Consider the following 22,834-nt stretch of genomic DNA (forward strand, 5'->3'; position numbering starts at 1 on the left):
CCCGGCGGCGCGGAGGCCCAGGGCGAGCTGGAGGCTCAGGGCAAGGTCCCGATCGACTTCGGCATGATGTGGTTCAAGGGCCAGCACATGGGCACCGGGCAGGCGCCGGTGAAGAGGTACAACCGGGCGCTGCGGGACCTGATCGCCGGCGGGAAGGCGGAGCCGAGCTTCGTCGTCTCCCACGAACTCAGCCTGGACGAGGCCCCCACCGCCTACGAGCACTTCGACGCCCGTGACGAGGGCTGGACCAAGGTGGTCCTGCATCCCAACGGACACGGCAACGGCCACAAGCGGTAAGGAAACCCGAGGGCTGCCGTCCGCCTGTTCCCGGGGACGGGTCCGGCCGACGAGTGGCGACCGACCCCGGCTCCACCGGCACTGACGGACGGCGTTTCGCTTGCTCTCCGGCCGGACCTGGACCAGGGGCGATCGCCCGCGCCCGGCCCGGTTCCATGGATGGCAGACGCCTCCCGCGCCTCCCTTGGACCGGCTTGCCGGGCGCGTACTCGACAGGCCGGGTCCGAACCCGCTCCTGAAGTCAAAGCCACGGTTGCCGTCTTCGCCGGCCCGCGAGAACTTCCGTCAAGCTGAGCCAGCTACAGCCAGTCACGGGTCAAGCGTTGACAACCACATTGGGAATCAGTAGTGGCGTCCGGCATGTCAGGTCGCGTCCGGGAAGTGGTGCAGGGGTTCGGCCCGATCCGGGGTGTGCGCCCGCCTGTCCGCAGCGCACAGGAAGCGGCGCGGCCGACGCGACCTGACAGGGCGCTCCGGCCAGGCTCACATCCGTGACGTGGCTGCGGGCCTTCGGGAAGGTCGTGCGATCCGGGCTCACGATCGAGGAGACGCGGCTGGAGCCCCTGCTCGCGCTGCGCACGGCCGCCGGGGTGCGGCGGTGGCCACGCTCGGCTGTCTGATCGCCGCCCGGCTCCCTCTGGGCCACGGCTACTGGGCGCCCATCGCCTCGGTGATGGTGATGCGGCCGGACTTCCACCGGACGTACGCGCACATTCAGCATGCTGGGGGTGCCCCGTCCCGAGGCTGACCCCAGCGCGACGATCACAGGCCTCGCACTGGGGGGACGAAGCAGCGAGCAGCTCTGCTGACGCAGACGCCTGAGACCCGTAGGGACTCCCTGCGACCAGAAGCTGCGCCTTCGTGTCTCCCTACGCACGAGCATCGAGTGGAAGATACGAACGCACAGCACGCCCGAACCTCACCAGCTCCGAGGAAACAGCAGGTCAGCCGCTTCGGACAGTTTGCAAGCCAGGCCCGCCGCCCTCCGCGGTCCGCGCCCTCGGTGCGGTGCCGCCTATCCCGCTTTTGTGCCAACCGAAAAGCCTCGTCACACACGCGGCTACCGGCGCACCCGTGGCATCCCCAGGCCGATCCACGCGATGATCTCCCGCTGGATCTCGTTGTTGCCGCCGCCGAAGGTGAAGATCACCGCCGAGCGGTAGCCGCGTTCCAGTTCGCCGTGCAGGACCGCGCCCGCGGAGCCCTCCTGGAGCGCGCCGGGGGCTCCGACGATCTCCAGCAGCCAGGCGTAGGCGTCACGTCGGGCCTCGGAGCCGTACACCTTGACGGCGGAGGCCTCCTGCGGGGTGAGGGTGCCGTCCTGGACGGCGCTCACCATCCGCCAGTTCATGAGCTTGAGGGCGTCGAGCCGGGTGTGGGTCTGCGCGAGCCGGCGGCGCACCCAGGGCAGGTCGACCACCCGTCGGCCGTCGGCGAGCTTGGTCTCCCGCGCCCAGCGCTGCACGTCGTGCAGGGCCCGGATGGCCATGGTGCCGTGCGCGGCGAGGGTCACGCGCTCGTGGTTGAGCTGGTTGGTGATCAGCCGCCAGCCCTGGTTCTCCTCGCCGACGCGGCGCGAGACGGGGACGCGGACGTTCTCGTAGTAGCTGGCCGTGGTGTCGTGTCCGGCGAGGGTGTTGATGAGGGTGCAGGAGTAGCCGGGGTCCGTGGTCGGCACCAGCAGCATGGTGATGCCCTTGTGGGGCGGGGCGGCCGGGTCGGTGCGCGTCGCGAGCCACACCCAGTCCGCCGTGTCCCCGTTGGTGGTCCAGATCTTCTGCCCGTCGACGACGTAGGTGTCACCGTCCCGTACCGCTCGGGTGCGCAGCGCGGCGAGGTCGGTGCCGGCGCCGGGCTCGCTGTAGCCGATCGCGAAGTCGATCTCGCCGGAGAGGATGCGCGGCAGGAAGTACGACTTCTGCTCGTCGGTGCCGTACCGCATGATCGTCGGGCCGACGGTGTTGAGGGCCATCAGCGGCAGCGGTACGCCCGCCTGGGCGGCCTCGTCGAAGAAGATGAACTGCTCCATCGCCGACAGGCCGCGTCCGCCGTACTCCTTCGGCCAGCCCACCCCGAGCCAGCCGTCCGACCCGAGCCGCCGGACGGTCTCCCGGTAGAACCGTTTCTGGGCGGCGGGCTCGGCATGGCGGGCGGAGGCGTCGGCCGGTATCAGCCCGGCGAAGTAGGCGCGCAGTTCGGTGCGCAGCCGCTGCTGATCGGGCGTGTGATCGAGGTGCACGGCGCCTCCAGGTTCCGCTCGGCCGGTCCTGTCGGCGCACACCGTAGAACGTGTTCCAGAAATTGGGAACGGGACTCACACCACCGGTCGCGCACGGCCGGACCGGCGCAGGGGCGCACGCCCGCGCGGACCCACCCGCGCGCGGGGAGCCGCCGGGCGTGCGAGCCCGAGCGGAGGAGTCCGCACGGACCGGCACGGGTACGGCGGGGCCGCGTCGGCTCACCCCAGCGCGGTCATGAAGTCCGCACAGGCCCGCGCGCACGCGCGGCAGGTGTCCGCCGCCGCCTCCGCCTCGGGCTGCTCGTCGAACATCTGTGCACATTCCAGACAGACGGTGCGGCACCACTCCAGCTGGATGCGGACACCCGCCTCGTCCGCGTCGTCACCCTGCTCGGCCAGCGCCCGGCAGGTGGCGTCGCACACCTCCGCGCACATGATCGCCTTGCGTCGTACGAGTTCGCGCTCCTCACTACTCCCACCCGGATCCACCAGGCTCGCGCGTACGGCACACACCCGGGCGCAGTCGGCACACGTCTGCGCGCACGCGAACCGGTCCTCCAGGAACCGGAACAACTCCTGCTCAGATGTCGTCAATGCCACACCCTGCGGGTAGCCGCGTCACCCCCGGCCAAACCCGAAGCCCGGCGGAGCGCGGCGGAACACGAAACCGGGCAAACCGTAGCGGAATGTACGGTTCACCTCGATCCCAGCGGGTATCCGAAGGGCATGATTACCGCAAACGAGCAGATTGCCGCGGCAAGCGGCTGGCTGTACCTCGGACCACTGCTGGCGGGACTGGCCGTCGTGGTCATCCTGCTGAGCGGTTTCTACTGGGGCGCCATCGTGCGACGCCGTGAGTCGCGCCCACCACTTCCTGAGGAGCAACCGCACCTCCCGCCGGGCGGCGCGGTCCGCGAGGCCCAGGAGAACCGCGAACCGGACGAGATGCCCAAGGGCCCCGGCCGGGTGCTTCCGCACGACCTGCACGGGTACGGCAATCTCGGCACCCGCAGCAGCACCTCCACGACGCGGCCCCGCTGGGCCAGGGGCACCAGCGGGTCGTTCGGCGGCGGCGGGCTCGGGGGCCACTGAACCACCACTGAACCCACGCCCGACAGGGCACGGATCCGGGGCCGGCGTCGAAACGCCGGCCCCGGATCCGTCCGCGCGGGCGCGGCCACGGACCGGTCGGAGAGCGGGAGGGACGGCATGGCCGACACGGAGGACAAGGACGCCAAGGACGCCAAGGACGCCAAGGACACGGCGAGGCTGCCGCGCAAGACGTACGAGCAGGAACTGCTGCGCCTCCAGACCGAGCTGGTGAGACTCCAGGAGTGGGTCCGGGCGGAGGGCGCCCGGCTCGTCGTCGTCTTCGAGGGGCGGGACGCGGCCGGCAAGGGCGGCACGATCAAGCGGGTCGCCGAGTACCTCAACCCCCGGGTCGCCCGGATCGCCGCGCTGCCCAGACCGACCGAGCGCCAGCGCACCCAGTGGTACTTCCAGCGGTACGTGGAGCATCTGCCGGCCGCCGGGGAGATCGTGCTGTTCGACCGGTCCTGGTACAACCGGGCCGGGGTGGAGCACGTGATGGGCTTCTGCACCGGAGAGGAGTACCGGCTCTTCCTGCGCCAGTGCCCGGTCTTCGAGCGGATGCTCGTCGAGGACGGGATCCTGCTGCGCAAGTACTGGTTCTCGGTGAGCGACACCGAGCAGCAGGAGCGCTTCCGGCGCCGGCTGGAGGACCCGCTGCGCCGCTGGAAGCTGTCCGCCATGGACCTGGCGTCGATCACCCACTGGGAGGCCTACTCACGGGCCAAGGACGAGATGCTGGTGCACACCGACACCCGTGAGGCGCCCTGGTACGTCGTGGAGAGCGACGACAAGCGCAGGGCACGGCTGAACACCATCGCCCATCTGCTGGGATCCCTGCCCTACCGCGACGTTCCGCCACCGGTGCTGCGACTGCCGGAACGTCCCCCGTCGACCGGGTACACCCGGCCACCGCGTGAACTGCGGACCTACGTCCCGGACCACTGCGCCGGGCTGTGACGGCCGGGGCCGGCCGAGCGGTCCCGGACCTCCGCTCGGGCGGCCCCGGCCCCCGCCCTCAGCCCGCCGCGCCGAGGTCGAAGACGATCCGGGCCTTGACCCGGCCCCGCAGCACCTCGTCGATGGAGTCGTTCACGGTGTCCAGCGGCCGGGTCTCGTAGATCACCCTGGTACGGCCCGCCGCGTGCAGCTCGAAGACCTCGGCGAGGTCCTGGCGGGTGCCGACGATCGAACCGATCACCGAGGTGCCGTTCAGGACCGTGTCGAAGACGGGGACCTGGACGGTGCCGTGCGCGGGCAGCGCCACCATGACCAGCTTGCCGCCCCGGCGCAGTCCGGAGTTGACGGCCGCGAACGAGTCCTCGTTCACCGCGAGGGCGACGGCGGCGTGCGCACCGCCGTGCTCCTTGAGCACCGCGCCCACGTCCTCCGTGCGGGCGTCGATGACGAGGTCGGCGCCGAGTTCGGTGGCCAGCCGCAGCTTGTCGTCGGAGATGTCGACGGCGGCGACGGTGGCTCCGGCGATCTTCGCGTACTGCACGGCGAGGTGCCCGAGCCCGCCCACACCCGAGATCGCCACGAGCTGCGCGGGCCGCACACCGGCGACCTTCAGCGCCTTGTACGTGGTGACGCCCGCGCAGGTCAGCGGGGCGGCGTCGAGGGCGCCGACCCCGTCGGGCACCGGCTGGGCGAAGTCGGCCCAGGCCAGCATCTTCTCGGCGTAGCCGCCGTCGCAGCCGTAGCCGGTGTTGATCTGCTGCTCGCACAGCGTCTCCCAGCCGGACCGGCAGTGCTCGCACCGGCCGCAGGCCCAGCCGAGCCACGGCACGGCGACCCGCTGTCCGACGCTCAGGTGGGTGACGCCGACACCGAGCTCCTCGACCAGGCCGACCCCCTCGTGGCCGGGCACGAACGGCGGGCTCGGCTTGACCGGCCAGTCGCCGTGCGCCGCGTGGATGTCGGTGTGGCACAGGCCGCTGGCCTCGACCCGGACCCGCACCTGGCCGGGGCCGGGCACGGGATCGGGGCGGTCCTCGATCACCAGAGGCCGGCCGAAAGCCCGCACGACTGCTGCCTTCATGGTTCAGCTCCTCCGTGTCCCTGCCGACCCGGCCGGCGCGGAAGGGGCCGGGGATCGTCGGCGGCCGGCGCTCGCTCCTCGGCACCGCCGTCTCCCAGGGTGCCGGTGGCCACGGCCGCCCGCAGCGCGAGAGCCGCGCGGACCGCCGTCCCACGACCCGACCGCCCCGACCTGCGCCGACCTGCGCCGGGGCCCGACCCGCCCGGCCGGCCCGGCCGCGCACGGCACCCGCTGCGGAGCCGCCGGCCGCGGGTGCCTCGTACCTCCAGCCGGGAGGGGCCGATGACGGACAGGTTCGAGCAGGACACGGACAGTAAGCGACATCGCGCCATGAGGGTGGCCGGAAGACGCTGAGATGTCCAAGACCGTTACGCAGATGGGGTGAGAGATGACCGACTTGGTTGAGGCGGGACCGGCGCCGTTGCCCGGCCCGAGGCAGCACCAGATGCAGAAACGGTGCCGCTGCGGGACCCGGACGCCGGAGGGTGTGCCCGGTGGGGCCGAGGAGCGCTTCCGAGGCCTGCTGGAGGCCGCTCCCGACGCCATGGTGATCGTCGACGACACCGGGGTCATCAAGCTCGTCAACGCCCAGACCGAGGCCCTGTTCGGCTACCACCGCGAGGAACTCCTCGGGCATCCGGTCGAGTTGCTGATCCCGGAACGCTTCCGCCCCCAGCACACCAAGCACCGCGGCGGCTACACGGCCAACCGGCAGGTGCGTCCCATGGGGGCCGGGCTCGAGCTGCACGGGATCCGCAAGGACGGCACCGAGTTCCCCGTGGAGATCAGCCTCAGCCCGCTGGAGACCGCGGACGGGCTGCTCGTGTCCGCCGCCGTGCGCGACGTCAGCGACCGCAAGGCCGCCGAGGCCCGCATCAACGAGCTGGCCGCGCTCGTGGAGTCCTCCCAGGACGCGATCCTCGCCAAGACCCTCGACGGGTACATCACCTACTGGAACGCGGCCGCCCAGCGGCTGTACGGCTACACGGCCGAGGAGGCGATCGGCAGGCACGTCTCGCTGCTGGCCCCCTCCGAACTGGAGGACGAGATCAGCGCGCTGCTGGAACGGCTGCGGCACGGTGAGCGGGTCGAGCACTTCGAGACCCTGCGGGTCACCAGGACCGGCGGGCTGCTGGACGTGGACGTCACGCTCTGGCCCACCCGGGACGCCCACGGCACGGTGGTCGGGGCCTGCGCCATCGTGCGCGACATCAGCGACCGCAAACGGGCCGAGGCCGAGCTCACCGCGCTGTACGAACAGCAGCGGCACATCGCGCTCACCCTCCAGCGCAGTCTCATGGGCACCCCGCCCGCCCTGCCGGGGCTAGCCACGGCGAGCCGCTACCGGCCCGCCACCCAGGGCGCCGGTGTGGGCGGCGACTGGTTCGACCTGATCCCGCTGGGCGCCGACCGGGTCGGGGTGCTGATCGGCGACGTCATGGGCCGCGGACTCGAAGCCGCGGCGGTCATGGGCCAGTTGCGCTCGGCCGCGCACGCGCTGGCCAAGACCGGGATGCAGCCCCGGCAGCTCATGCAGGCCCTGGACACCTGCGTGACCGACCTGGACGTCCCCGACCAACTGGTCACCTGCTGCTACCTCGTGATCGCCCCCGACGCGGGCACGGTGACCGTCTGCTCGGCCGGGCATCTGCCGGTCCTCGTGGCCGGAGCGGGGAACATGATCCGCGACCTCCCCGCCCCGGTCAACGCGCCGCTCGGCGTCGGCGGCATCCTGTACGAGCAGTCCAGCTGCGCCATTCCGCCGGGCGCCACCCTGGTGATGTACACGGACGGTCTGATCGAGACGCCGGGCAGCGACATCGAGGTCAGGCTGGGCGAACTGACCGTCGTACTCAACAGCTTCTTCACCGGGACCCCGTGCCTGGAGGCCGCCGCCGACCACGTGCTGGCGAGCCTGCTGCCGGACGCCGAGAGCCACAACGACGATGTCACGCTGCTGCTGGCGCAGTTGCCGGCCGCGCCGCTCGCGGCCGTCACCGCCGACCTTGCGGCCCTGCCCGCCTCGGTGCCCGAGGGCCGCGCCCTGCTGTACAAGGCGCTCACCTCGTGGAACTGCACGGCCGGCGCCGACGACGCCCTCCTGCTGCTCTCGGAGACCCTGACCAACGCCGTCCAGCACGGGCAGGGCCCGCTCGGGCTGCATCTGCACCGCACGGCCACCGACCTCACCGTCGAGGTCAGCGACCGCAGTCCGCAACTCCCCCAGCCACGGCTGGCCGGCGAGGACGAGGAGTCCGGCCGGGGCCTGATCCTGGTACGCACCCTCGCCGACAACTGGGGCGTCCGGCCGACCGACGAGGGCAAGACGACCTGGTTCACCCTGAAGCTGTGAGGGCCGCCGCGACCCGCCCTCGGGCCGCGGCGGGGTGTTCATGCCGCGGCCCGGCTGGTTCAGGCGGAGAGCTGACCGCCCCGGTCCAGGGCCGGCCGGGCCGGGTGCGGAAGGACCTGACGCTCCCCGCGCAGCAGGGCGAGTGCGTCGAGATGCGCCTGGATGTACGGGACGGCCACGGCCTGGAGTTCGCCGTCCACGAACGCGGGCTGGACGTTGACCTCGAAGACCACTCCCCCGTTCTCGACCGCCAGGTCGACTCCGGCGAAGGGCAGCCCGACCGACTCGGTCGCGGCGACGGCGAGTTCGGCGAGGCGCGGGGGCAGCTCCTGCGGCGTCAGATGGACGGGAGTGGCACCCCGGCAGGTGTTGCAGGGCGTGTCCGGCTCCGGCTGGAGGTGCTCACGGGCGTGCACGACCCGCCCGCCCAGGACGAACACCCGGAACTGGTGGCGCATGCCGTCCGCGGTGACGTTGCCCGCGTCGCGGGACAGCAGCCAGTCGGAGCCGCATCGCGCGTAGTAGTCGGTGGCGTCGTCGAGTTGGGCCCCGGTGGTGATGTGGAAGGTGTCGTTGCCGCCGGTGCCGACCACGGGCCGGGCCCAGACGTCACCGCCGAGCCGGCCGAACGCGGCGGCCGCCTCCGCTCGTCCGGGCCGGGACAGGACGACGGTCTCCATCTGGGCGACGCCGTCGCGGGCGAAGCGCTCCACGGTCAGGTTCTTCTGCGTCGCCGTGCGCCAGGCGGCCGGGCCGGTGCCGAGGGACACCACCTCCGGGGCCTCCAGCAGGCGCTGGAGCGCGGCGAGTTCGTGACGGCGGTGGGGCTGGATCTCGTAGAGCACGACCACGTCGGGGAGCACGTCCGTCCCCTCCTGCGGGACGTACAGCCGTAACCGGTCCCCTTCGAGGACGCCACGGCCCGTCCCGCCGGCTCCGAAGTGCCGGGCGTCGATCCGGACCGGCGGTGCGCCGGTGAGCAGTTCCACCGCCTCGGCCAGGTACTCCCGGCAGCCTTCGGTGGACGTGGGGTCGGCGATCAGGGCGATGCACGGTCGGGACACAGCGGCCTCCAGGGATCGACGCGCGCTCGGTCCGCGGGGTTGCCGACGTCGCGGTCCGAGCGGATTCACAGGGGTGGTGCCTGTCGCACGCGTGGCCGACGGCACCCCTGCGCTCCGATGGAGCCGAGCCGGTGTGCGCGGCCGCGCCCGGTACGGTCGGCGGCCTGGCGGGACGGCCGGGGACCACGTGCTGGGACTCGGCCCTGCGGCATCCCCCTCGCAGAGCCGTGGCGCCACACTGTAGGCGCCCGGCGAGAGGCCGTGACAGGGCGCATGCCCGGACCGCGCCTGCTCCTGCCTCTGCGCCGTCCGCCCCCGTGCGTGCGCCCTGCCGAACCACCGCCTCCGCGGTCCCCGACCGGACCGTGTGCACCGACCCCGACCGGATCGGCTCGGCCCCTCGCGGCCGGATCCGCCTCAGGCGCTCAGCCCTCCCACGCCCACTCCGCGACCTCCGGGAGGTCGACGCCGTGCTCGCGGATCCACTCGTGGTGACGTTGCCGGGCGTCCTCCATCCGCTGCCGTACGCCCGCCGCCCGCACCGCGAGGTTCGGGACCCGGTCGATGACGTCCATGACCAGGCGGTAGCGGTCGAGGTCGTTGCCGACCACCATGTCGAACGGCGTGGTGGTGGTGCCGATCTCCTTGTAGCCGCGGACGTGCATGTGGTGATGGCCGCTGCGCCGGTAGGCGAGGCGGTGGATCAGCCACGGATAGCCGTGGTAGGCGAAGACCACCGGCCGGTCCGGGGTGAACAGGCCGTCGAACTCGAAGTCGCTCATCCCGTGCGGGTGTTCCTCCTTCGGCAGCAGACGGGCGATGTCGACGACGTTCACCACGCGCACCGCCAGCTCCGGCAGATACCGGCGCAGCAACTGCGCGGCGGCCAGCACCTCCTGGGTGGGGACGTCACCGGCGCAGGCGAGCACGACGTCCGGTTCCCGGCTGCCGTCCTCGGTGCCCGCCCAATCCCAGATGCCGGCGCCGCGCGCGCAGTGGACGCGGGCCTGGTCCATGGACAGCCAGTCGAAGCAGGGCTGCTTGCCCGCCACGATCACATTGACGTAGTCGCGGCTGCGCAGCGCGTGATCGGCCACCGACAGCAGGGTGTTGGCGTCCGGCGGGAAGTAGACCCGCACCACTTCCGGGCTCTTGTTGAGGACGTGGTCGACGAAACCGGGGTCCTGGTGGGAGAAGCCGTTGTGGTCCTGGCGCCACACGTGCGAGGTGAGCAGGTAGTTGAGGGACGCGACGGGCGCGCGCCAGGGCAGCCGGCGGGTCACGCGCAGCCACTTGATGTGCTGGTTCACCATCGAGTCGACGATGTGCGTGAACGCCTCGTAGCAGGAGAACAGTCCGTGCCGGCCGGTGAGCAGATAGCCCTCCAGCCAGCCCTGGCAGGTGTGTTCGGACAGCATCTCCACCACTCGCCCGTGCGGGTCGAGGTGTTCGTCGACGTCGAGGGTCTGTCCCTGCCAGGCCTTGCCGGTGGCGGAGTAGACGGCGTCGAGGCGGTTGGAGGCGGTCTCGTCGGGGCCCACGAGACGGAAGTCGCGCCGGTCGGCGGTGGACGCCATCACGTGCTGGAGCAACTCGCCCAGGACCCGGGTGGGTTCGTGCAGGGTGAGGCCCGGCTTCTCGACCGGGACGGCGTACGTCTCCAGCGCGGGCAGCGGGAGTTCGCGCAGCAGCAGCCCGCCGTTGGCGTGCGGGGTGGCGCCCAGCCTGCGGGCGCCCGCGGGGAGGCAGGCCAGGACGTCGGGGCGGGGGCGGCCGTGCTCGTCGAACAGTTCCTCGGGACGGTACGAGCGCAGCCACGCCTCCAGCAGCGCCAGGTGCTCCGGGTTGTCCCGGACGCCGGCCAGCGGCACCTGGTGTGCGCGCCAGGTGCCTTCCACCGGCACGCCGTCGACGGTCGCCGGGCCCGTCCAGCCCTTCGGGGTGCGCAGCACGATGACCGGCCAGCGGGGGCGTTCGGTGGCGTGCTCCTCGCGCGCGACGCGCTGGATCGCCGCGATCCGGTCCACCGCGGTGTCCAGGGCGCGGGCCATCGCCCGGTGGACGGTGTCCGGGTCGTCGCCGGTGACGTGGATCGGGTCGTGGCCGTAGCCCCGCAGCAGTTCGTCCAGTTCGGACTCGGGGATGCGGGCGAGCACCGTCGGGTTCGCGATCTTGTAGCCGTTGAGGTGGAGGATCGGCAGGACCGCGCCGTCGTTGCGGGGGTCGAGGAACTTGTTGGAGTGCCAGGACGTGGCCATCGGCCCGGTCTCCGCCTCGCCGTCGCCGATGACGCAGGTGACGAGCAGGTCGGGGTTGTCGAACGCGGCTCCGTAGGCGTGCGAGAGCGCGTAGCCGAGCTCGCCGCCCTCGTGGACGGAACCCGGGGTCTCGGGCGCCACATGGCTCGGGACACCGCCGGGGAAGGAGAACTGCCGGAAGAGCCGGGCCATGCCGGCCGCGTCCCGGGTGATGTCCGGGTACGTCTCGCTGTACGAGCCCTCCAGCCACGAGTTGGCGACCACCGCGGGCCCGCCGTGACCGGGGCCCCAGATGCACAGGGCGTTCAGGTCGCGGGCCCGGATCACGCGGTTGAGGTGGGTGTACACCAGGTTCAGTCCGGGCGAGGTGCCCCAGTGGCCGAGCAGCCGCGGCTTGATGTGCTCGGCGCGCAGCGGCTCGGACAGCAACGGGTTGGCCATGAGGTAGATCTGGCCGACGGCCAGGTAGTTCGCCGCGCGCCAGTGGGCGTCGAGCGTCCTGAGCTCGTCGTCGGTGAGCGCGGCGGACTCCTGCCGCGTGTCGACGGACATCTTGGATCCCCTTCCGGATCGGTGTTCGTCGGAGGTGCCGGTCCGTGTGACTCCCACCCTCCTCCGTCCGGCGCGGAGCGGGCAGGAGTACCGGCCCATCCGGCCGAATCCCGGCAACCGTCCGGGGGACACGGCACCCCCGGACGACCGGGGGCCGGTCCGGTGTCCAGCGACGGCCGGGAGGGGTGGTGCCGCTGCCGGTGCCGGAAAGGCTGCGCCCCTGTGTCCGGGAGAGCCCGTGCGGGTGTCCGGAAGGACGCGGGAGCGGGCCGGAGGCCGGGGTGGGACCTGAGGCCAGGGATGGGGCCTGAGTCCGGGCCCGGGGCCGAGGTGGCGAAGGCCGGGGACGGCGGCCGGGTCGGGGCGCGGACGGGGGCGGGGACCGGAACGGTGGGCCGGAACGGTGGGCCGGAACGGGAGGCCGGGACGGTGGGCCGGAACGGGAGGCCGGAACGGGAGGCCGGAACGGGAGGCCGGAACGGTGGGCCGGTGTCTCGGCCGAGGGGGCCGCGGGTCGTACCGGCGAGGTCCTCGGGCCCCATGCGGCCCCGGCGGCACGAGCGTACGGTGAAGGGGAGGTGCGAGCCTATGAGCAGCGGCAACGGCAACAGGAAGCGCCGCCTGTGGCGGTGGCGGAGCAGTCCGCTGCGGCGGCGTGACGACATCGTCGAGGCATGGGTCATGCTCGCCGTCTGGGTGGCCGTCGTGGTGGGTGGAACGCTGGCAGGTCTGGTGACGACGCACGCGGCCGACCAGGAGTTCGCCCGCCAGCGCGCCGAACGGTACTCCGTCGCGGCCGTCGTCCTCGACGACGTCGCGCCGCCCACCGCCACGACCGAGGGAGTGGACGGGCGCGTCCCGGCGAGGATCCGCTGGACGGCGGCCGACGGCTCCACCCACTCGGACCAGGCTCCGGTGCCGGGCGGGCTGAGGGCCGGTACCGCGGTCACGGTCTGGCTGAACGCGCGGGGCACGCTCAGCGCCGAGCCGCCGAGCGTCGCGGAGGGCGCCTTCGAGTCGGCCCTGCTCGGCACGGGTGCGGCGCTGGGGCTGGCCGGACTGGTCGTCGGTGCCGGGTCCGTCGTCCGGTGGCGCCTCGACCGGCGGCGCATGGACCGGTGGGGCAGGGAATGGGACCTGGTGGGTCCGCGATGGGGCCACAAGACCGGCTGACCGACCCGGGAACACGGGCGTCCCGGCGCAGGAATACGCCCACTCGTCGCCGTCGGTGATCAGGCCGGCCCGATCCGGACGGGAGGCCCTGGCCCCACCGTCTCCCGCGCCCTCTCCTGCCTTCCGGTGACCTTCGAACCGGCGACGCGGGAAAACGTAGGCTGATCGGCATGAAGATCCTTGCGTTGTGCGGAAGTCTGCGGTCGGGGTCGCTCAACGCGGCCGTACTGCGGTCGGCCGCCGACCTGTTCGTGGAGCCGTGGGAGATCACCGTCGAGCCGGACCTCGGCCGTCTGCCCTTCTTCGACGCGGACGTGGAGGAGAACGACCTCCCGGAGGTCGTGGCGGAGCTGCGCGCCCGGCTCGGTGCCTCGGACGGCCTGCTGATAGCCACCCCCGAGTACGCCCACGGCACCTCGGGCGTGCTGAAGAACGCGCTGGAGTGGCTGGTGGGCGGCGGCGAGATCGACGGCAAGCCGGTGGCCCTGGTGAGCGCGTCCCCGGCCGGCACCGGCGGCGACCGGGCCCGTGCCTGGCTGGCCGAGACCCTCACCGTGATGGGCGCGAAGGTCCTCCCGGACGGGCTGGGCATCCCCGGGGCCACCCGCAAGGTGGTGGACGGCCGCCTCGCGGACGGGCCCACCCTGACGGCACTTCAGGACCTGCTCGACGACCTCGCCCGGGCGGTGGCCAGGACCCGGGGCGAGAACGACGTACTCGCCTCCTGAACCCGGCGGACCTCCCCGCCGGGCGCGCGGGTCCCGCTCGTACCGGACGACGGCCGCCGGGCGTCCACACGTGACCTTCGCCACCGCAAGGTCAATACTGGGGATGACGGCTCTCCCGTCGAACCGCATCTCATCGCGACACGCACCTGACAGAAGCTCCTCAGTCGATCTGATCGGGAGGTACCCATGAGGATGCTCATCAATGTCCCGGAGTCCGTGGTCGCGGACGCTCTGCGGGGCATGGCGGCGGCCCATCCGGAGCTGACCGTGGACGTGGAGAACCGCGTGATCGTACGGCGGGACGCCCCCGTGGCCGGGCAGGTCGCCCTCGTCTCGGGCGGCGGGTCGGGGCACGAGCCCCTGCACGGCGGCTTCGTGGGTCCCGGGATGCTCTCCGCGGCCTGCCCGGGCGAGGTTTTCACGTCCCCGGTTCCGGACCAGATGGTGCGGGCGGCGGCTGCCGTGGACAGCGGTGCCGGGGTGCTGTTCGTGGTGAAGAACTACACCGGGGACGTCCTCAACTTCGACATGGCAGCCGAACTCGCCGAGGACGAGGGCATCCGGATCGCCAAGGTGCTGGTCAACGATGACGTGGCGGTCACCGACAGTCTGTACACGGCCGGCCGCCGCGGCACCGGGGCCACGCTGTTCGTGGAGAAGCTGGCCGGGGCGGCCGCCGCCGAGGGACGGCCGCTGGAACAGGTGGAGTCGATCGCCCGGCAGGTCAACGAGAACTCCCGCAGCTTCGGTGTGGCGCTCGGCGCGGTCACCACGCCCGCGAAGGGTTCCCCCACCTTCGACCTGCCGCCGGGCGAACTGGAGCTGGGCATCGGCATCCACGGCGAGCCGGGCCGGGAGCGCCGGGCGATGATGACCTCGGGCGAGATCGCCGACTTCGCCGTCCACGCCATCCTCGACGACATGCCCGTACGCAACCCCGTCCTCCTCCTGGTCAACGGCATGGGCGCAACACCCCTGCTGGAGCTGTACGGCTTCAACGCCGAGGTGCAGCGGGTGCTGAGGGAGCGCGGGGTGCCCGTCGCCCGCACGCTCGTCGGCAACTACGTGACCTCGCTCGACATGGCGGGCGCCTCGGTGACGCTGTGCCAGGTCGACGAGGAACTGCTGCGGCTGTGGGACGCGCCCGTCAGGACGCCGGGCCTGCGCTGGGGCGTCTGACCCGGTGGAACCGACGGCCGAGGTACCTACCACGCAAGGAGATCCCGTGCTCGACGCCGACTTCTTCCGCCGCTGGATGACGGCGGCCGCCGCTGCCGTAGACCGTGAGGCGGAACGGCTCACCGCCCTCGACTCGCCGATCGGGGACGCCGACCACGGCAGCAACCTCCAGCGGGGGTTCGCCGCGGTGACCGCCACGCTGGAGAAGGACGCGCCGCAGACGCCCGGCGCCGTCCTGACGCTCGCCGGACGGCAGCTCATCTCCACCGTCGGCGGCGCGTCCGGACCGCTCTACGGAACCCTGCTGCGCCGCACCGGCAAGGCGCTCGGCGAGGCCGCCGAGGTGGACGAGGAGCAGTTCGCGACGGCCCTGCGGGCGGGCGTGGACGCCGTCATGGCGCTCGGCGGTGCCGCTCCCGGCGACAAGACCATGGTCGACGCCCTGGTGCCGGCGGTCGACGCCCTGGACGCCGGTTTCGGCGCGGCCGGCGCCGCCGCCGAGGAGGGTGCCGAGGCGACCGTCCCGCTCCAGGCCCGCAAGGGCCGGGCCAGCTATCTGGGCGAGCGCAGCATCGGCCACCAGGACCCCGGTGCGACCTCGTCGGCGCTGCTGATCGCCGCTCTCGTGGAGGCGGGCGATGAGTGAAACGAGTGACACGAAGCTGGTCGGGATCGTGCTGGTGTCGCACAGTGCGCGGGTGGCCGAGTCCGTGGCCGAGCTGGCGCAGGGGCTGGCGGGCGGCGGGAGGGCGGTGTCCGTCGCGGCGGCGGGCGGTACCACGGGCGGTGGCTTCGGGACCAGCGCCGAGCTCGTCGCCGCCGCGGCCGCTTCCGTCGACGGGGGCGCGGGGGTCGCCGTCCTCACCGACCTCGGCAGTGCCGTGCTGACCGTGAAGGCACTGCTGGCCGAGGGCGACGAGCTGCCCGAGAACACCCGCCTGGTCGACGCGCCGTTCGTCGAGGGCGCGGTCGCCGCCGTCGTCACGGCGTCGACGGGAGCCGACCTCGGCGCGGTGGAGGCGGCGGCAGTGGAGGCGTACTCCTACCGCAAGGTGTGAGGGCGGCCGCGCAGCCCGCTCCGACGGTCCGACCGGGGCCGGGGGCCGGAACCCTTCCAGGTCCCGGCCGCCCGGACACCCGCACCGGCGCGGGATCAGCGACGACAGCGGTCCGCGCCACAGGCGTGAACTCCCCGCTCTGTCCGGAGAGTTCGGCCGTGAGGAAGTTCAGCATACGTAACCTCCCCGCGCTGTCACCAATGACGCCCCCCGGACCGCCGCACAAGCCGCCGTACGGACTGCCGCAGGGACCTCCGGACGACCGCCCTCTTGAAGGGACGGCAACAACGGCGCCATATTGGTCCGGACCATTGCCGCCGTGCCCTGCCTGACGGGAGGCGAGTCGTGCGCCGTGTGCTGCCGCTGTACGGGGTCCTGCTGGTCGCACTGGTCGCGTCCTGCGGCTGGTCGGGGGCCGAGGAGGAGACCGGCCGGATGCCCGGCGCGCCGACCGGGGTCACCGCCGTCGCGGGCAGCGCGACCAGCGTGCACGTCATGTGGAACGCGGGTCAGGGGGTCGACGGGTACGAGGTGTACCGCGGCCCCACGAAAGTGACGGAGGTGCCCGGCTCCACGCACATGGTCGACGTCGTCCGGCTCCACCCGTCCACCGCGTACGTCTTCACCGTGCGTGCCCGGGACTCCGCCGGCCGGCTCGGGCCGCGCAGCCGCGAGGTACGGGCCACGACTCCCCCGGCCGTGGCCGCGGACCGCTCGGCCCCGACCCGTCCGGGCCGCCTCGCCGGGCGGGCGGCGGGCGGGCGGGCCGTCCAGCTGTCCTGGTCCGCCTCGACGGACGACCGGAAGGTGGTCTCGTACGAGGTCTACCAAGGCGGTACGAAGATCCACAGCGTCGGTGGCGGGCAGACGGCGACGGTGGTGACCGGACTGCGGCCGGGCACACGGTACTCCTTCACCGTCCGGGCCCGGGACGCCTCGGACAATCTCTCGCCCGCCAGTGACACCGTCGCGCTCACCACCGCGCCGGGCAGCGACGACGGCCGGGACACCGCGCCGTCCGCCTTCCGCGCGACGACCCGCACGGCGGACGGGGCCTGCTACCTCGACCTGTCCTGGGTCCCGCCGCGCACGGACGGCTTGGTCACCGAGTATCAGATCCAGCTCGACGGCCGTCCGGCCACCTCCCTGACCTGGGGCGGGACCCCGCCGCGCGGCCGGGCTACGTACAGCTTCTACGTGGGACGGGAAGCGGGGACGCGGCACCGGGTACGGCTGCGGGCCAGGCTGCCGGACGGCACCTGGGGCGGATTCTCCCCGGAGTTGACGGTGACGACGAGCACCACAAGCACGGCAAGCACGACGAGCACGACGAGCACGGACGGCACGACGGCACCCTGAACTCCCGGCGCGGTCCGCCGTGCAACGGATCCGGTCACCTGTCTGGGGGCGGCCGGAATGCGGGCCGATCCGCGGGCACGTTGGCTGCATCTGAGGGGCACGGCCTTCCCCGATCCTCGGCGGCGCCAGGACGTTCCGCCGACCGTGCCGCCGGAGGACACCGATGCGCACTGCCCACCTCCTTCTGCGCGCCGGCCCGACCTGCGCGGCCGCCGTGGCACTCCCGCTCGCCCTGGCCCCCGCGCAGGCTCTGGCCCGAGGGCCGGGCATCTCGGTGAGCACGACCGGAACGGCGGTCTCGGTGACGACCAGCGCGTGCGCGCAGCTGAACGGCAGTTGGGGCACCGCCTCCCTCCTCACTCCCAACCAGGGGGCCTTCTCCGAGGGGCGGCAGGCGACGCTCTCCGGCACCGCCGGCGGCCAGTCCGCGGCCTGGTCCAGCGTCGCCCCGGGCACCTACACGGTCGTCGTCACCTGCTCGAACGGCGCCACCGCCGGAACCCAGTCCGTGATCGTCTCGGGGCAGTCCGGGGCGGCCACCACCTCGACGTCCCTGCCGGTGCCCGCCCCCTCGCCCACGGCCCCGCCGACGGGCGGCGTCCTGGGAGGCCTCGGCGGCGGCACACGGGACTTCGGCGACCTGCCGACGGCGGCGGGCGGAGCGCTGGTGGGCGGCGGCCTCGTCGCCACGTACTTCATCCTGCGCCGCCGCTCCCGGCCGCGCCGCTTCTAGTGCCGCGGAACCGGTGGTCACACCCGGTCGTCGGACTCCGGCTGTTGCTCACGCCGCTGCTCAAGCCGTTGCTCAAGTTGCGCGAACTCCGCCAGCGCGTGCGTGAGCCAGCCCGTCCAGAACGTCTCCAGATCGATGCCCGCACGCAGCACGAGGTGCCTCAGCCGGTCCTGGTCGTCGTCCGCGCCGGGCGGGAAGTCCCGCTCCTCGATCTGCCGGTACTCCGCCAACTGGCTTCTGTGCAGGTCGAGATGACGGCGCAGGTCGGCCTCGAGACCCGCGGTGCCGACCACGGCCGCGGCCCGCAGCCGCAGCAGCAGCGCGTCGCGGTGCGGTTTCGGGTCCTGGGCGGCGGCCGTCCAGCGGGCCAGTTCCGCGCGGCCCGCGGGCAGGACCTCGTAGGTCTTCTTCTGCCCGCGGACCGGCTGTTCGGCCGGCAGGGCGCGGATGTACCCCTCGGTCTCCAGTCGTCCCAGCTCGCGATAGATCTGCTGATGCGTCGCCGACCAGAAGTAGCCGATCGACCTGTCGAAGCGGCGGGTCAGGTCCAGGCCCGACGACGGCTTCTCTAGCAGGGCGGTGAGGATCGCGTGCGGGAGTGACATGGAGTCATCCTAGGGACGCGCGGACGGCGCCTACAGGGCCGCCGCCAGCTCCGTGCCCTGCTTGATGGCGCGCTTGGCGTCGAGCTCGGCGGCCACGTCGGCGCCGCCGATGAGGTGCGCGCTGCGGCCGGCGGCGAGCAGCTCCTCGTACAGGCCGCGGCGCGGCTCCTGCCCGGTGGCCAGCACGATCGTGTCGACGGCGAGGACCGTGCTCTCGTCACCGACGGTGATGTGCAGTCCGGCGTCGTCGATCCGGTCGTAGCGCACGCCCGGGACCATCGTGACGCCGCGGTGCTTCAGTTCGGTGCGGTGGATCCAGCCGGTGGTCTTGCCGAGACCGGCACCGACCTTGCTGGTCTTGCGCTGGAGCAGGTGCACGGCGCGCGGCGGGGCGGGCCGCTCGGGGGCCGCCAGGCCGCCGGGCGCGCGGTAGTCCAGGTCGACACCCCACTGACGGAAGTACGTCGCCGGGTCCTCGTGCGCCTTGTCGCCGCCGTCGGTGAGGTACTCGGCGACGTCGAAGCCGATGCCGCCCGCGCCGAGGATCGCCACGCGGTCGCCGACGGGGGCCTTGTCGCGCAGGACGTCCAGGTAGCCCACGACGCTCGGGTGGTCGATGCCGGGGATCTCCGGGGTGCGCGGGGTGACACCGGTGGCGACGACCACCTCGTCGTAGTCGGCGAGGTCCGCGGCACCGGCCCAGGTGTCGAGCCGTACGTCCACGCCGTGCGCGTCGAGCTGGTGGCGGAAGTAGCGCAGCGTCTCGTCGAACTCCTGCTTGCCGGGCACCTGTCGGGCCACGTTGAGCTGACCGCCGATCTCGCCGGCCGCGTCGAACAGGGTGACGGCGTGGCCGCGTTCGGCCGCGCTCACGGCGCAGGCGAGGCCGGCCGGACCGGCGCCCACGACGGCGACGCGCTTGCGCAGCCGGGTCGGCGCGAGGACCAGCTCGGTCTCGTGGCAGGCGCGCGGGTTGACCAGGCAGGAGGTGATCTGTCCGCTGAAGGTGTGGTCGAGGCAGGCCTGGTTGCAGCCGATGCAGGTGTTGATGGCCTCGGGCCGGCCGGCCGCGGCCTTGGCGACGAAGTCGGCGTCGGCCAGCATCGGACGGGCCATCGACACCATGTCGGCGCCGCCGTCGGCTATCAACTGCTCGGCGAGTTCGGGGGTGTTGATGCGGTTCGTCGTCACCAGCGGCACGGAGACCGCGCCCATCAGCTTCTTCGTGACCCAGGTGTAGGCGCCGCGCGGCACGGAGGTGGCGATGGTGGGGATGCGGGCCTCGTGCCAGCCGATGCCGGTGTTGATGATCGTCGCACCGGCGGCCTCGACGGCCTTGGCGAGCGTGATCACCTCGTCGAGCGAGGAGCCGCCGGGGACGAGGTCCAGCATGGACAGCCGGTAGATGACGATGAAGTCCTCGCCGACCGCCTCACGCACCCGGCGCACGATCTCCACCGGGAAGCGCATCCGGTTCTCGTAGGCGCCGCCCCAGCGGTCGGTGCGCTGGTTGGTCTGGCGGGCGATGAACTCGTTGATGAGGTAGCCCTCGGAGCCCATGATCTCGACGCCGTCGTAGCCGGCCTGCCGGGCGAGCCGGGCGGCGCGGGCGTAGTCGCCGATGGTCCGCTCGATGTCGGCGTCGGTCAGCTCACGGGGCGGGAAGGGGCTGATGGGCGCCTGGAGCGGGCTCGGCGCGACCAGGTCGCGGTGGTAGGCGTACCGGCCGAAGTGCAGGATCTGCATGGCGATCCGGCCGCCCTCGCGGTGCACGGCCTCGGTGATCTCGCGGTGCTGCTCGGCCTCGGCGTCGGTGGTGAGCTTGGCGCCGCCCTCGTAGGGGCGTCCCTCGTCGTTGGGCGCGATGCCGCCGGTGACGATCAGGCCCACTCCCCCGCGCGCCCGGGCGGCGTAGAACTCCGCCATGCGCTCGAAGCCGCGCTCGGCCTCCTCCAGGCCGACGTGCATGGAGCCCATCAGGACGCGGTTGGGCAGCGTGGTGAAGCCCAGGTCGAGCGGGCTCAGCAGGTGGGGGTAACGGCTCATCGAGGCCTCCGTGCGCGGTGTGGTCACCTCCTGTTGTAGAGGACCGGTCGCCGCTTGTGCAACTAGTTGCATAACGCGTACGGGGACATGTCGCGGAAGTCACGCGACACGGGTGACCGCGGCCGCGGAAGGCCGGGCGCGGGCTGGGGGCCGGCGCGGGCAGGACGCAGGCGCGGGACCGGGGGCAGGACGCAGGCGCGGACCGGGGGCGGGTGCGGGCCGGGGGCGGGTGCGGGCCGGTTCGCGGCCTGCGCCCGCCCCCGGTTCGGGGCGTGGGCTACCTGCTCCTCAGCCGGATGTGCAGCTCCCGTTCCTGGTCGCCCGAGGCTCCGCTCAGCTCGTGCACGGCGAACAGGTCGTCCAGGGTCACCCGGATCCGGTCGATCGCCCAGTAGCCGCCCTGCACGTCGGCCGTGACGGACCCGGCGAGCCGGGGCGGGCTGCCGCAGCGGTGCCTGTCGGCCACGTCGAACGTGCCGAGCCAGACCATGGGCCGCGTCTCGTGGATCTGCTGCGGTACGTCCTCGGCGCACCGGTCGGACTCGTAGCACGCGCACAGCGTGTCGAACACGATCCGGGCGTCCTCCTTGGTGCAGTCGCTGATCTCGACGGAGACGGACTGCGGGTGCGGTTCTTCCCTGCCCATCGTGATCGCTCCTCTCCTGGCGGGGGTGTGCCGCTGTCACGGGTTCCCCACGACAGCGCGCCCCTCTCCCCCAGAAAAGCACCACCGGTCGGCGCGGACCACCGGCGCCGGCCCGGGACGCGAGCGGGCGGGTGGGGGCCGCGCCGCCGAGCGGCGGACGGCCCCCGCCCGATCCCGCGGTCCCGGGAGACCTAGCTGCGCGTGAAGCGGTAGGTCTTGCTGTCGGTCAGGACGCAGAAGCCCGGGGAGACGACGATGACCCGCAGGGTGCCGGTGCGGCGGTCGTAGTCGATGCCCTCCGCCTCGAACGTGCCCGAGCAGGAACTGCGCAGGGGCAGCCGGCGCAGGGCGGTGACGTGCCCGGAGACGTCAGACGTGCCGTTCGCCTGGCCGGACAGGTCGACCTGGAGGAGCGGCTTGGTGACGCCGAACAGGGTGCCCTCCGGGTCGTCGGAGGAGCACAGCAGCTGGGTCGGGGTGGTGAAGTCGCAGCCCTGGACGTCCCGCACCGGGTGGTCCAGGTTCACGGTCGAGACCTGCGGGAGGTTCACGGACGGCGAGGTGGCCGGGTTGACGCCCGGGGTCGGGAAGACCAGGAAGCGGGTCATCGTGCCGTACTCGCCGGACAGCATCCACTGGCCGTCCGGCGAGATCGCGACCCACGAGTTGTTCATCGCCTCACCGGAGCCGAGGGTGTGGACGTACTCCGACCAGCCGCCGCCCGGCGCCTGCACCCGGAACATCTTCGCGCCGCCGGAGTCCCGCTGGTACGGCTCGACGTAGTGGCCGTCGTACGAGGCGTCGGGGTCACCCACATGGTTCCAGCCGCGACTGGAGACGCCGATGGGGATCGTGCCGATGCCCGTGTAGTGGTTGGGGCTTCCGGCGGGGACCTCCACCGAGGCCAGTCCCTGGCTCTCGGTGAGCGGGTCGGCACGGTCGGAGCCGACCTCCGTCCAGGTGTCGGCGGCGGCCGCCTGCGGGGCGGCCGACAGCGCGACGACGCCGGCGGTGGCGAGGGCGACCAGGCCCGTCAGTGCGACATGACCGTAATGTCTGGGATGTCGGGCGGGACGGTGGCGCAGGGACATCGGACGGCTCCTCCATGGGGGGTGGGCACGCGTTTCGGCGGACAGTCTTCCGCCGCACTTTCACCATGTACAGACCAATGAGAGGAACGGCTGCCGTCCCGTACCGGAACGCCCGTCGCCCTGTACCGGAACGCCCGTCGCCCCCGCACCGGAACGTCCGTCACCCCGCATCGAAACGCCCGTCACCCCGTACCGGAACGTCCGTCGTCCGCTCGGCGACCCGTCGTGCCCGTCCGGACACTCCGCGCGGTTTTCTCTCCGGCAGACGATCCGTGCGTGCCGAGGGATGGTGGAGGAGGGCCCCGGAGGCGTAGGAGAAGGGG

General features: G+C 72.7%; 20 protein-coding genes and 2 pseudogenes. 13 read left to right on the forward strand and 9 right to left on the reverse strand.

The window, feature by feature from the left end; translation table 11 throughout:
* From ACWC24_RS15240 to ACWC24_RS15250, 3 genes and pseudogenes are all read left to right on the forward strand, one after another.
* Positions 1-297 (forward strand): annotated as a pseudogene (locus tag ACWC24_RS15240) (aldehyde dehydrogenase); the annotation flags it as partial.
* Between the two features lie 491 nt (positions 298-788).
* The gene (locus ACWC24_RS15245; RefSeq protein ID WP_450663429.1) at positions 789-917 is read left to right on the forward strand and encodes a hypothetical protein; all 129 of its coding nucleotides are present in this window, start codon (positions 789-791) and stop codon (positions 915-917) included.
* Positions 875-1,006, forward strand: a pseudogene (locus tag ACWC24_RS15250) (FUSC family protein); the annotation flags it as partial. The gene ACWC24_RS15245 and the pseudogene ACWC24_RS15250, both read left to right, overlap by 43 nt.
* A 351-nt stretch (positions 1,007-1,357) precedes the next feature.
* On the opposite strand, the gene ACWC24_RS15255 reads toward ACWC24_RS15250, so the two are convergent.
* Both ACWC24_RS15255 and ACWC24_RS15260 read right to left on the reverse strand, forming a co-directional pair.
* On the reverse strand, positions 1,358-2,536 hold the full coding sequence (locus ACWC24_RS15255; RefSeq protein ID WP_450663287.1) for an acyl-CoA dehydrogenase family protein: 1,179 nt from the start codon (positions 2,534-2,536) through the stop codon (positions 1,358-1,360).
* A 219-nt stretch (positions 2,537-2,755) separates the two neighbouring features.
* The gene (locus ACWC24_RS15260; RefSeq protein WP_450663288.1) at positions 2,756-3,136 is read right to left on the reverse strand and encodes a ferredoxin; all 381 of its coding nucleotides are present in this window, start codon (positions 3,134-3,136) and stop codon (positions 2,756-2,758) included.
* Between the two features lie 126 nt (positions 3,137-3,262).
* Here ACWC24_RS15260 and ACWC24_RS15265 point away from each other — a divergent pair, with 126 nt between their 5' ends.
* Both ACWC24_RS15265 and ppk2 read left to right on the forward strand, forming a co-directional pair.
* The gene (locus ACWC24_RS15265; RefSeq protein ID WP_450663289.1) at positions 3,263-3,628 is read left to right on the forward strand and encodes a DUF6479 family protein; all 366 of its coding nucleotides are present in this window, start codon (positions 3,263-3,265) and stop codon (positions 3,626-3,628) included.
* Positions 3,629-3,745: 117 nt separating this feature from the next.
* Positions 3,746-4,585: a polyphosphate kinase 2 gene (gene ppk2, locus ACWC24_RS15270; RefSeq protein ID WP_450663290.1), complete on the forward strand. Its 840-nt coding sequence runs from the start codon at positions 3,746-3,748 to the stop codon at positions 4,583-4,585.
* A gap of 58 nt (positions 4,586-4,643) precedes the next feature.
* On the opposite strand, the gene ACWC24_RS15275 is transcribed toward ppk2, so the two are convergent.
* The gene (locus ACWC24_RS15275; protein WP_450663291.1) at positions 4,644-5,666 is read right to left on the reverse strand and encodes a zinc-dependent alcohol dehydrogenase; all 1,023 of its coding nucleotides are present in this window, start codon (positions 5,664-5,666) and stop codon (positions 4,644-4,646) included.
* A gap of 445 nt (positions 5,667-6,111) precedes the next feature.
* Here ACWC24_RS15275 and ACWC24_RS15280 point away from each other — a divergent pair, with 445 nt between their 5' ends.
* Positions 6,112-8,019, forward strand: coding sequence for a PAS domain S-box protein (locus ACWC24_RS15280; protein WP_450663421.1), 1,908 nt, complete (start codon positions 6,112-6,114; stop codon positions 8,017-8,019).
* Between the two features lie 59 nt (positions 8,020-8,078).
* Here ACWC24_RS15280 and ACWC24_RS15285 read toward each other — a convergent pair whose 3' ends face one another.
* Both ACWC24_RS15285 and ACWC24_RS15290 read right to left on the reverse strand, forming a co-directional pair.
* Entirely contained in the window at positions 8,079-9,083 is a 1,005-nt protein-coding gene (locus ACWC24_RS15285; RefSeq protein ID WP_450663292.1) for an ATP-grasp domain-containing protein, read from the reverse strand.
* 425 nt (positions 9,084-9,508) lie between these two features.
* Entirely contained in the window at positions 9,509-11,893 is a 2,385-nt protein-coding gene (locus ACWC24_RS15290) for a phosphoketolase family protein (RefSeq protein ID WP_450663293.1), read from the reverse strand.
* Between the two features lie 588 nt (positions 11,894-12,481).
* Here ACWC24_RS15290 and ACWC24_RS15295 point away from each other — a divergent pair.
* The 7 genes from ACWC24_RS15295 to ACWC24_RS15325 all read left to right on the forward strand — a co-directional run bounded on the left by ACWC24_RS15295 (position 12,482) and on the right by ACWC24_RS15325 (position 18,123).
* Positions 12,482-13,066, forward strand: coding sequence for an Rv1733c family protein (locus ACWC24_RS15295; RefSeq protein ID WP_450663294.1), 585 nt, complete (start codon positions 12,482-12,484; stop codon positions 13,064-13,066).
* Positions 13,067-13,236: 170 nt separating this feature from the next.
* Positions 13,237-13,794: an NADPH-dependent FMN reductase gene (locus ACWC24_RS15300; RefSeq protein WP_450663295.1), complete on the forward strand. Its 558-nt coding sequence runs from the start codon at positions 13,237-13,239 to the stop codon at positions 13,792-13,794.
* Positions 13,795-13,980: 186 nt separating this feature from the next.
* A complete protein-coding gene (gene dhaK, locus ACWC24_RS15305; protein WP_450663296.1) occupies positions 13,981-14,973 on the forward strand; it encodes a dihydroxyacetone kinase subunit DhaK in 993 nt (330 codons plus the stop codon).
* Positions 14,974-15,019: 46 nt separating this feature from the next.
* Positions 15,020-15,619 carry a dihydroxyacetone kinase subunit DhaL gene (dhaL, locus tag ACWC24_RS15310; protein WP_450663297.1) on the forward strand — a complete coding sequence of 200 codons (600 nt, stop codon included), beginning with the start codon at positions 15,020-15,022 and terminating at the stop codon, positions 15,617-15,619.
* A complete protein-coding gene (locus ACWC24_RS15315) occupies positions 15,612-16,031 on the forward strand; it encodes a PTS-dependent dihydroxyacetone kinase phosphotransferase subunit DhaM (protein WP_450663298.1) in 420 nt (139 codons plus the stop codon). The genes dhaL and ACWC24_RS15315 overlap by 8 nt, the downstream gene beginning before the upstream one ends.
* Before the next feature lie 345 nt (positions 16,032-16,376).
* Positions 16,377-17,390: a fibronectin type III domain-containing protein gene (locus ACWC24_RS15320; RefSeq protein ID WP_450663299.1), complete on the forward strand. Its 1,014-nt coding sequence runs from the start codon at positions 16,377-16,379 to the stop codon at positions 17,388-17,390.
* A gap of 163 nt (positions 17,391-17,553) precedes the next feature.
* Positions 17,554-18,123 carry a hypothetical protein gene (locus tag ACWC24_RS15325; protein WP_450663300.1) on the forward strand — a complete coding sequence of 190 codons (570 nt, stop codon included), beginning with the start codon at positions 17,554-17,556 and terminating at the stop codon, positions 18,121-18,123.
* A gap of 17 nt (positions 18,124-18,140) precedes the next feature.
* Here ACWC24_RS15325 and ACWC24_RS15330 read toward each other — a convergent pair whose 3' ends face one another.
* The 4 genes from ACWC24_RS15330 to ACWC24_RS15345 form a co-directional block, all read right to left on the reverse strand.
* Positions 18,141-18,728, reverse strand: a complete 588-nt coding sequence (locus tag ACWC24_RS15330) for a PadR family transcriptional regulator (RefSeq protein ID WP_450663301.1) — start codon at positions 18,726-18,728, stop codon at positions 18,141-18,143.
* A 30-nt stretch (positions 18,729-18,758) separates the two neighbouring features.
* On the reverse strand, positions 18,759-20,774 hold the full coding sequence (locus ACWC24_RS15335; protein WP_450663302.1) for an oxidoreductase: 2,016 nt from the start codon (positions 20,772-20,774) through the stop codon (positions 18,759-18,761).
* A 277-nt stretch (positions 20,775-21,051) separates the two neighbouring features.
* The gene (locus tag ACWC24_RS15340; RefSeq protein ID WP_450663303.1) at positions 21,052-21,420 is read right to left on the reverse strand and encodes a hypothetical protein; all 369 of its coding nucleotides are present in this window, start codon (positions 21,418-21,420) and stop codon (positions 21,052-21,054) included.
* 191 nt (positions 21,421-21,611) lie between these two features.
* Entirely contained in the window at positions 21,612-22,511 is a 900-nt protein-coding gene (locus ACWC24_RS15345) for a hypothetical protein (RefSeq protein WP_450663304.1), read from the reverse strand.
* Positions 22,512-22,834 lie beyond the last annotated feature (323 nt).

The organism is Streptomyces sp. NPDC001443 (genome assembly GCF_053597355.1).

What these genes read in the sequence shown, in the direction of transcription:
- ACWC24_RS15265 (WP_450663289.1), top strand. Translation starts at nt 3,263, where the DNA reads ATGATTACCGCAAACGAGCAGATTGCCGCGGCAAGCGGCTGGCTGTAC.
- ppk2 (WP_450663290.1), top strand. Translation starts at nt 3,746, where the DNA reads ATGGCCGACACGGAGGACAAGGACGCCAAGGACGCCAAGGACGCCAAG.
- ACWC24_RS15275 (WP_450663291.1), bottom strand. Translation starts at nt 5,666, where the DNA reads ATGAAGGCAGCAGTCGTGCGGGCTTTCGGCCGGCCTCTGGTGATCGAG.
- ACWC24_RS15280 (WP_450663421.1), top strand. Translation starts at nt 6,112, where the DNA reads ATGCAGAAACGGTGCCGCTGCGGGACCCGGACGCCGGAGGGTGTGCCC.
- ACWC24_RS15290 (WP_450663293.1), bottom strand. Translation starts at nt 11,893, where the DNA reads ATGTCCGTCGACACGCGGCAGGAGTCCGCCGCGCTCACCGACGACGAG.
- ACWC24_RS15295 (WP_450663294.1), top strand. Translation starts at nt 12,482, where the DNA reads ATGAGCAGCGGCAACGGCAACAGGAAGCGCCGCCTGTGGCGGTGGCGG.
- ACWC24_RS15300 (WP_450663295.1), top strand. Translation starts at nt 13,237, where the DNA reads ATGAAGATCCTTGCGTTGTGCGGAAGTCTGCGGTCGGGGTCGCTCAAC.
- dhaK (WP_450663296.1), top strand. Translation starts at nt 13,981, where the DNA reads ATGAGGATGCTCATCAATGTCCCGGAGTCCGTGGTCGCGGACGCTCTG.
- ACWC24_RS15315 (WP_450663298.1), top strand. Translation starts at nt 15,612, where the DNA reads ATGAGTGAAACGAGTGACACGAAGCTGGTCGGGATCGTGCTGGTGTCG.
- ACWC24_RS15325 (WP_450663300.1), top strand. Translation starts at nt 17,554, where the DNA reads ATGCGCACTGCCCACCTCCTTCTGCGCGCCGGCCCGACCTGCGCGGCC.
- ACWC24_RS15330 (WP_450663301.1), bottom strand. Translation starts at nt 18,728, where the DNA reads ATGTCACTCCCGCACGCGATCCTCACCGCCCTGCTAGAGAAGCCGTCG.
- ACWC24_RS15335 (WP_450663302.1), bottom strand. Translation starts at nt 20,774, where the DNA reads ATGAGCCGTTACCCCCACCTGCTGAGCCCGCTCGACCTGGGCTTCACC.
- ACWC24_RS15340 (WP_450663303.1), bottom strand. Translation starts at nt 21,420, where the DNA reads ATGGGCAGGGAAGAACCGCACCCGCAGTCCGTCTCCGTCGAGATCAGC.
- ACWC24_RS15345 (WP_450663304.1), bottom strand. Translation starts at nt 22,511, where the DNA reads ATGTCCCTGCGCCACCGTCCCGCCCGACATCCCAGACATTACGGTCAT.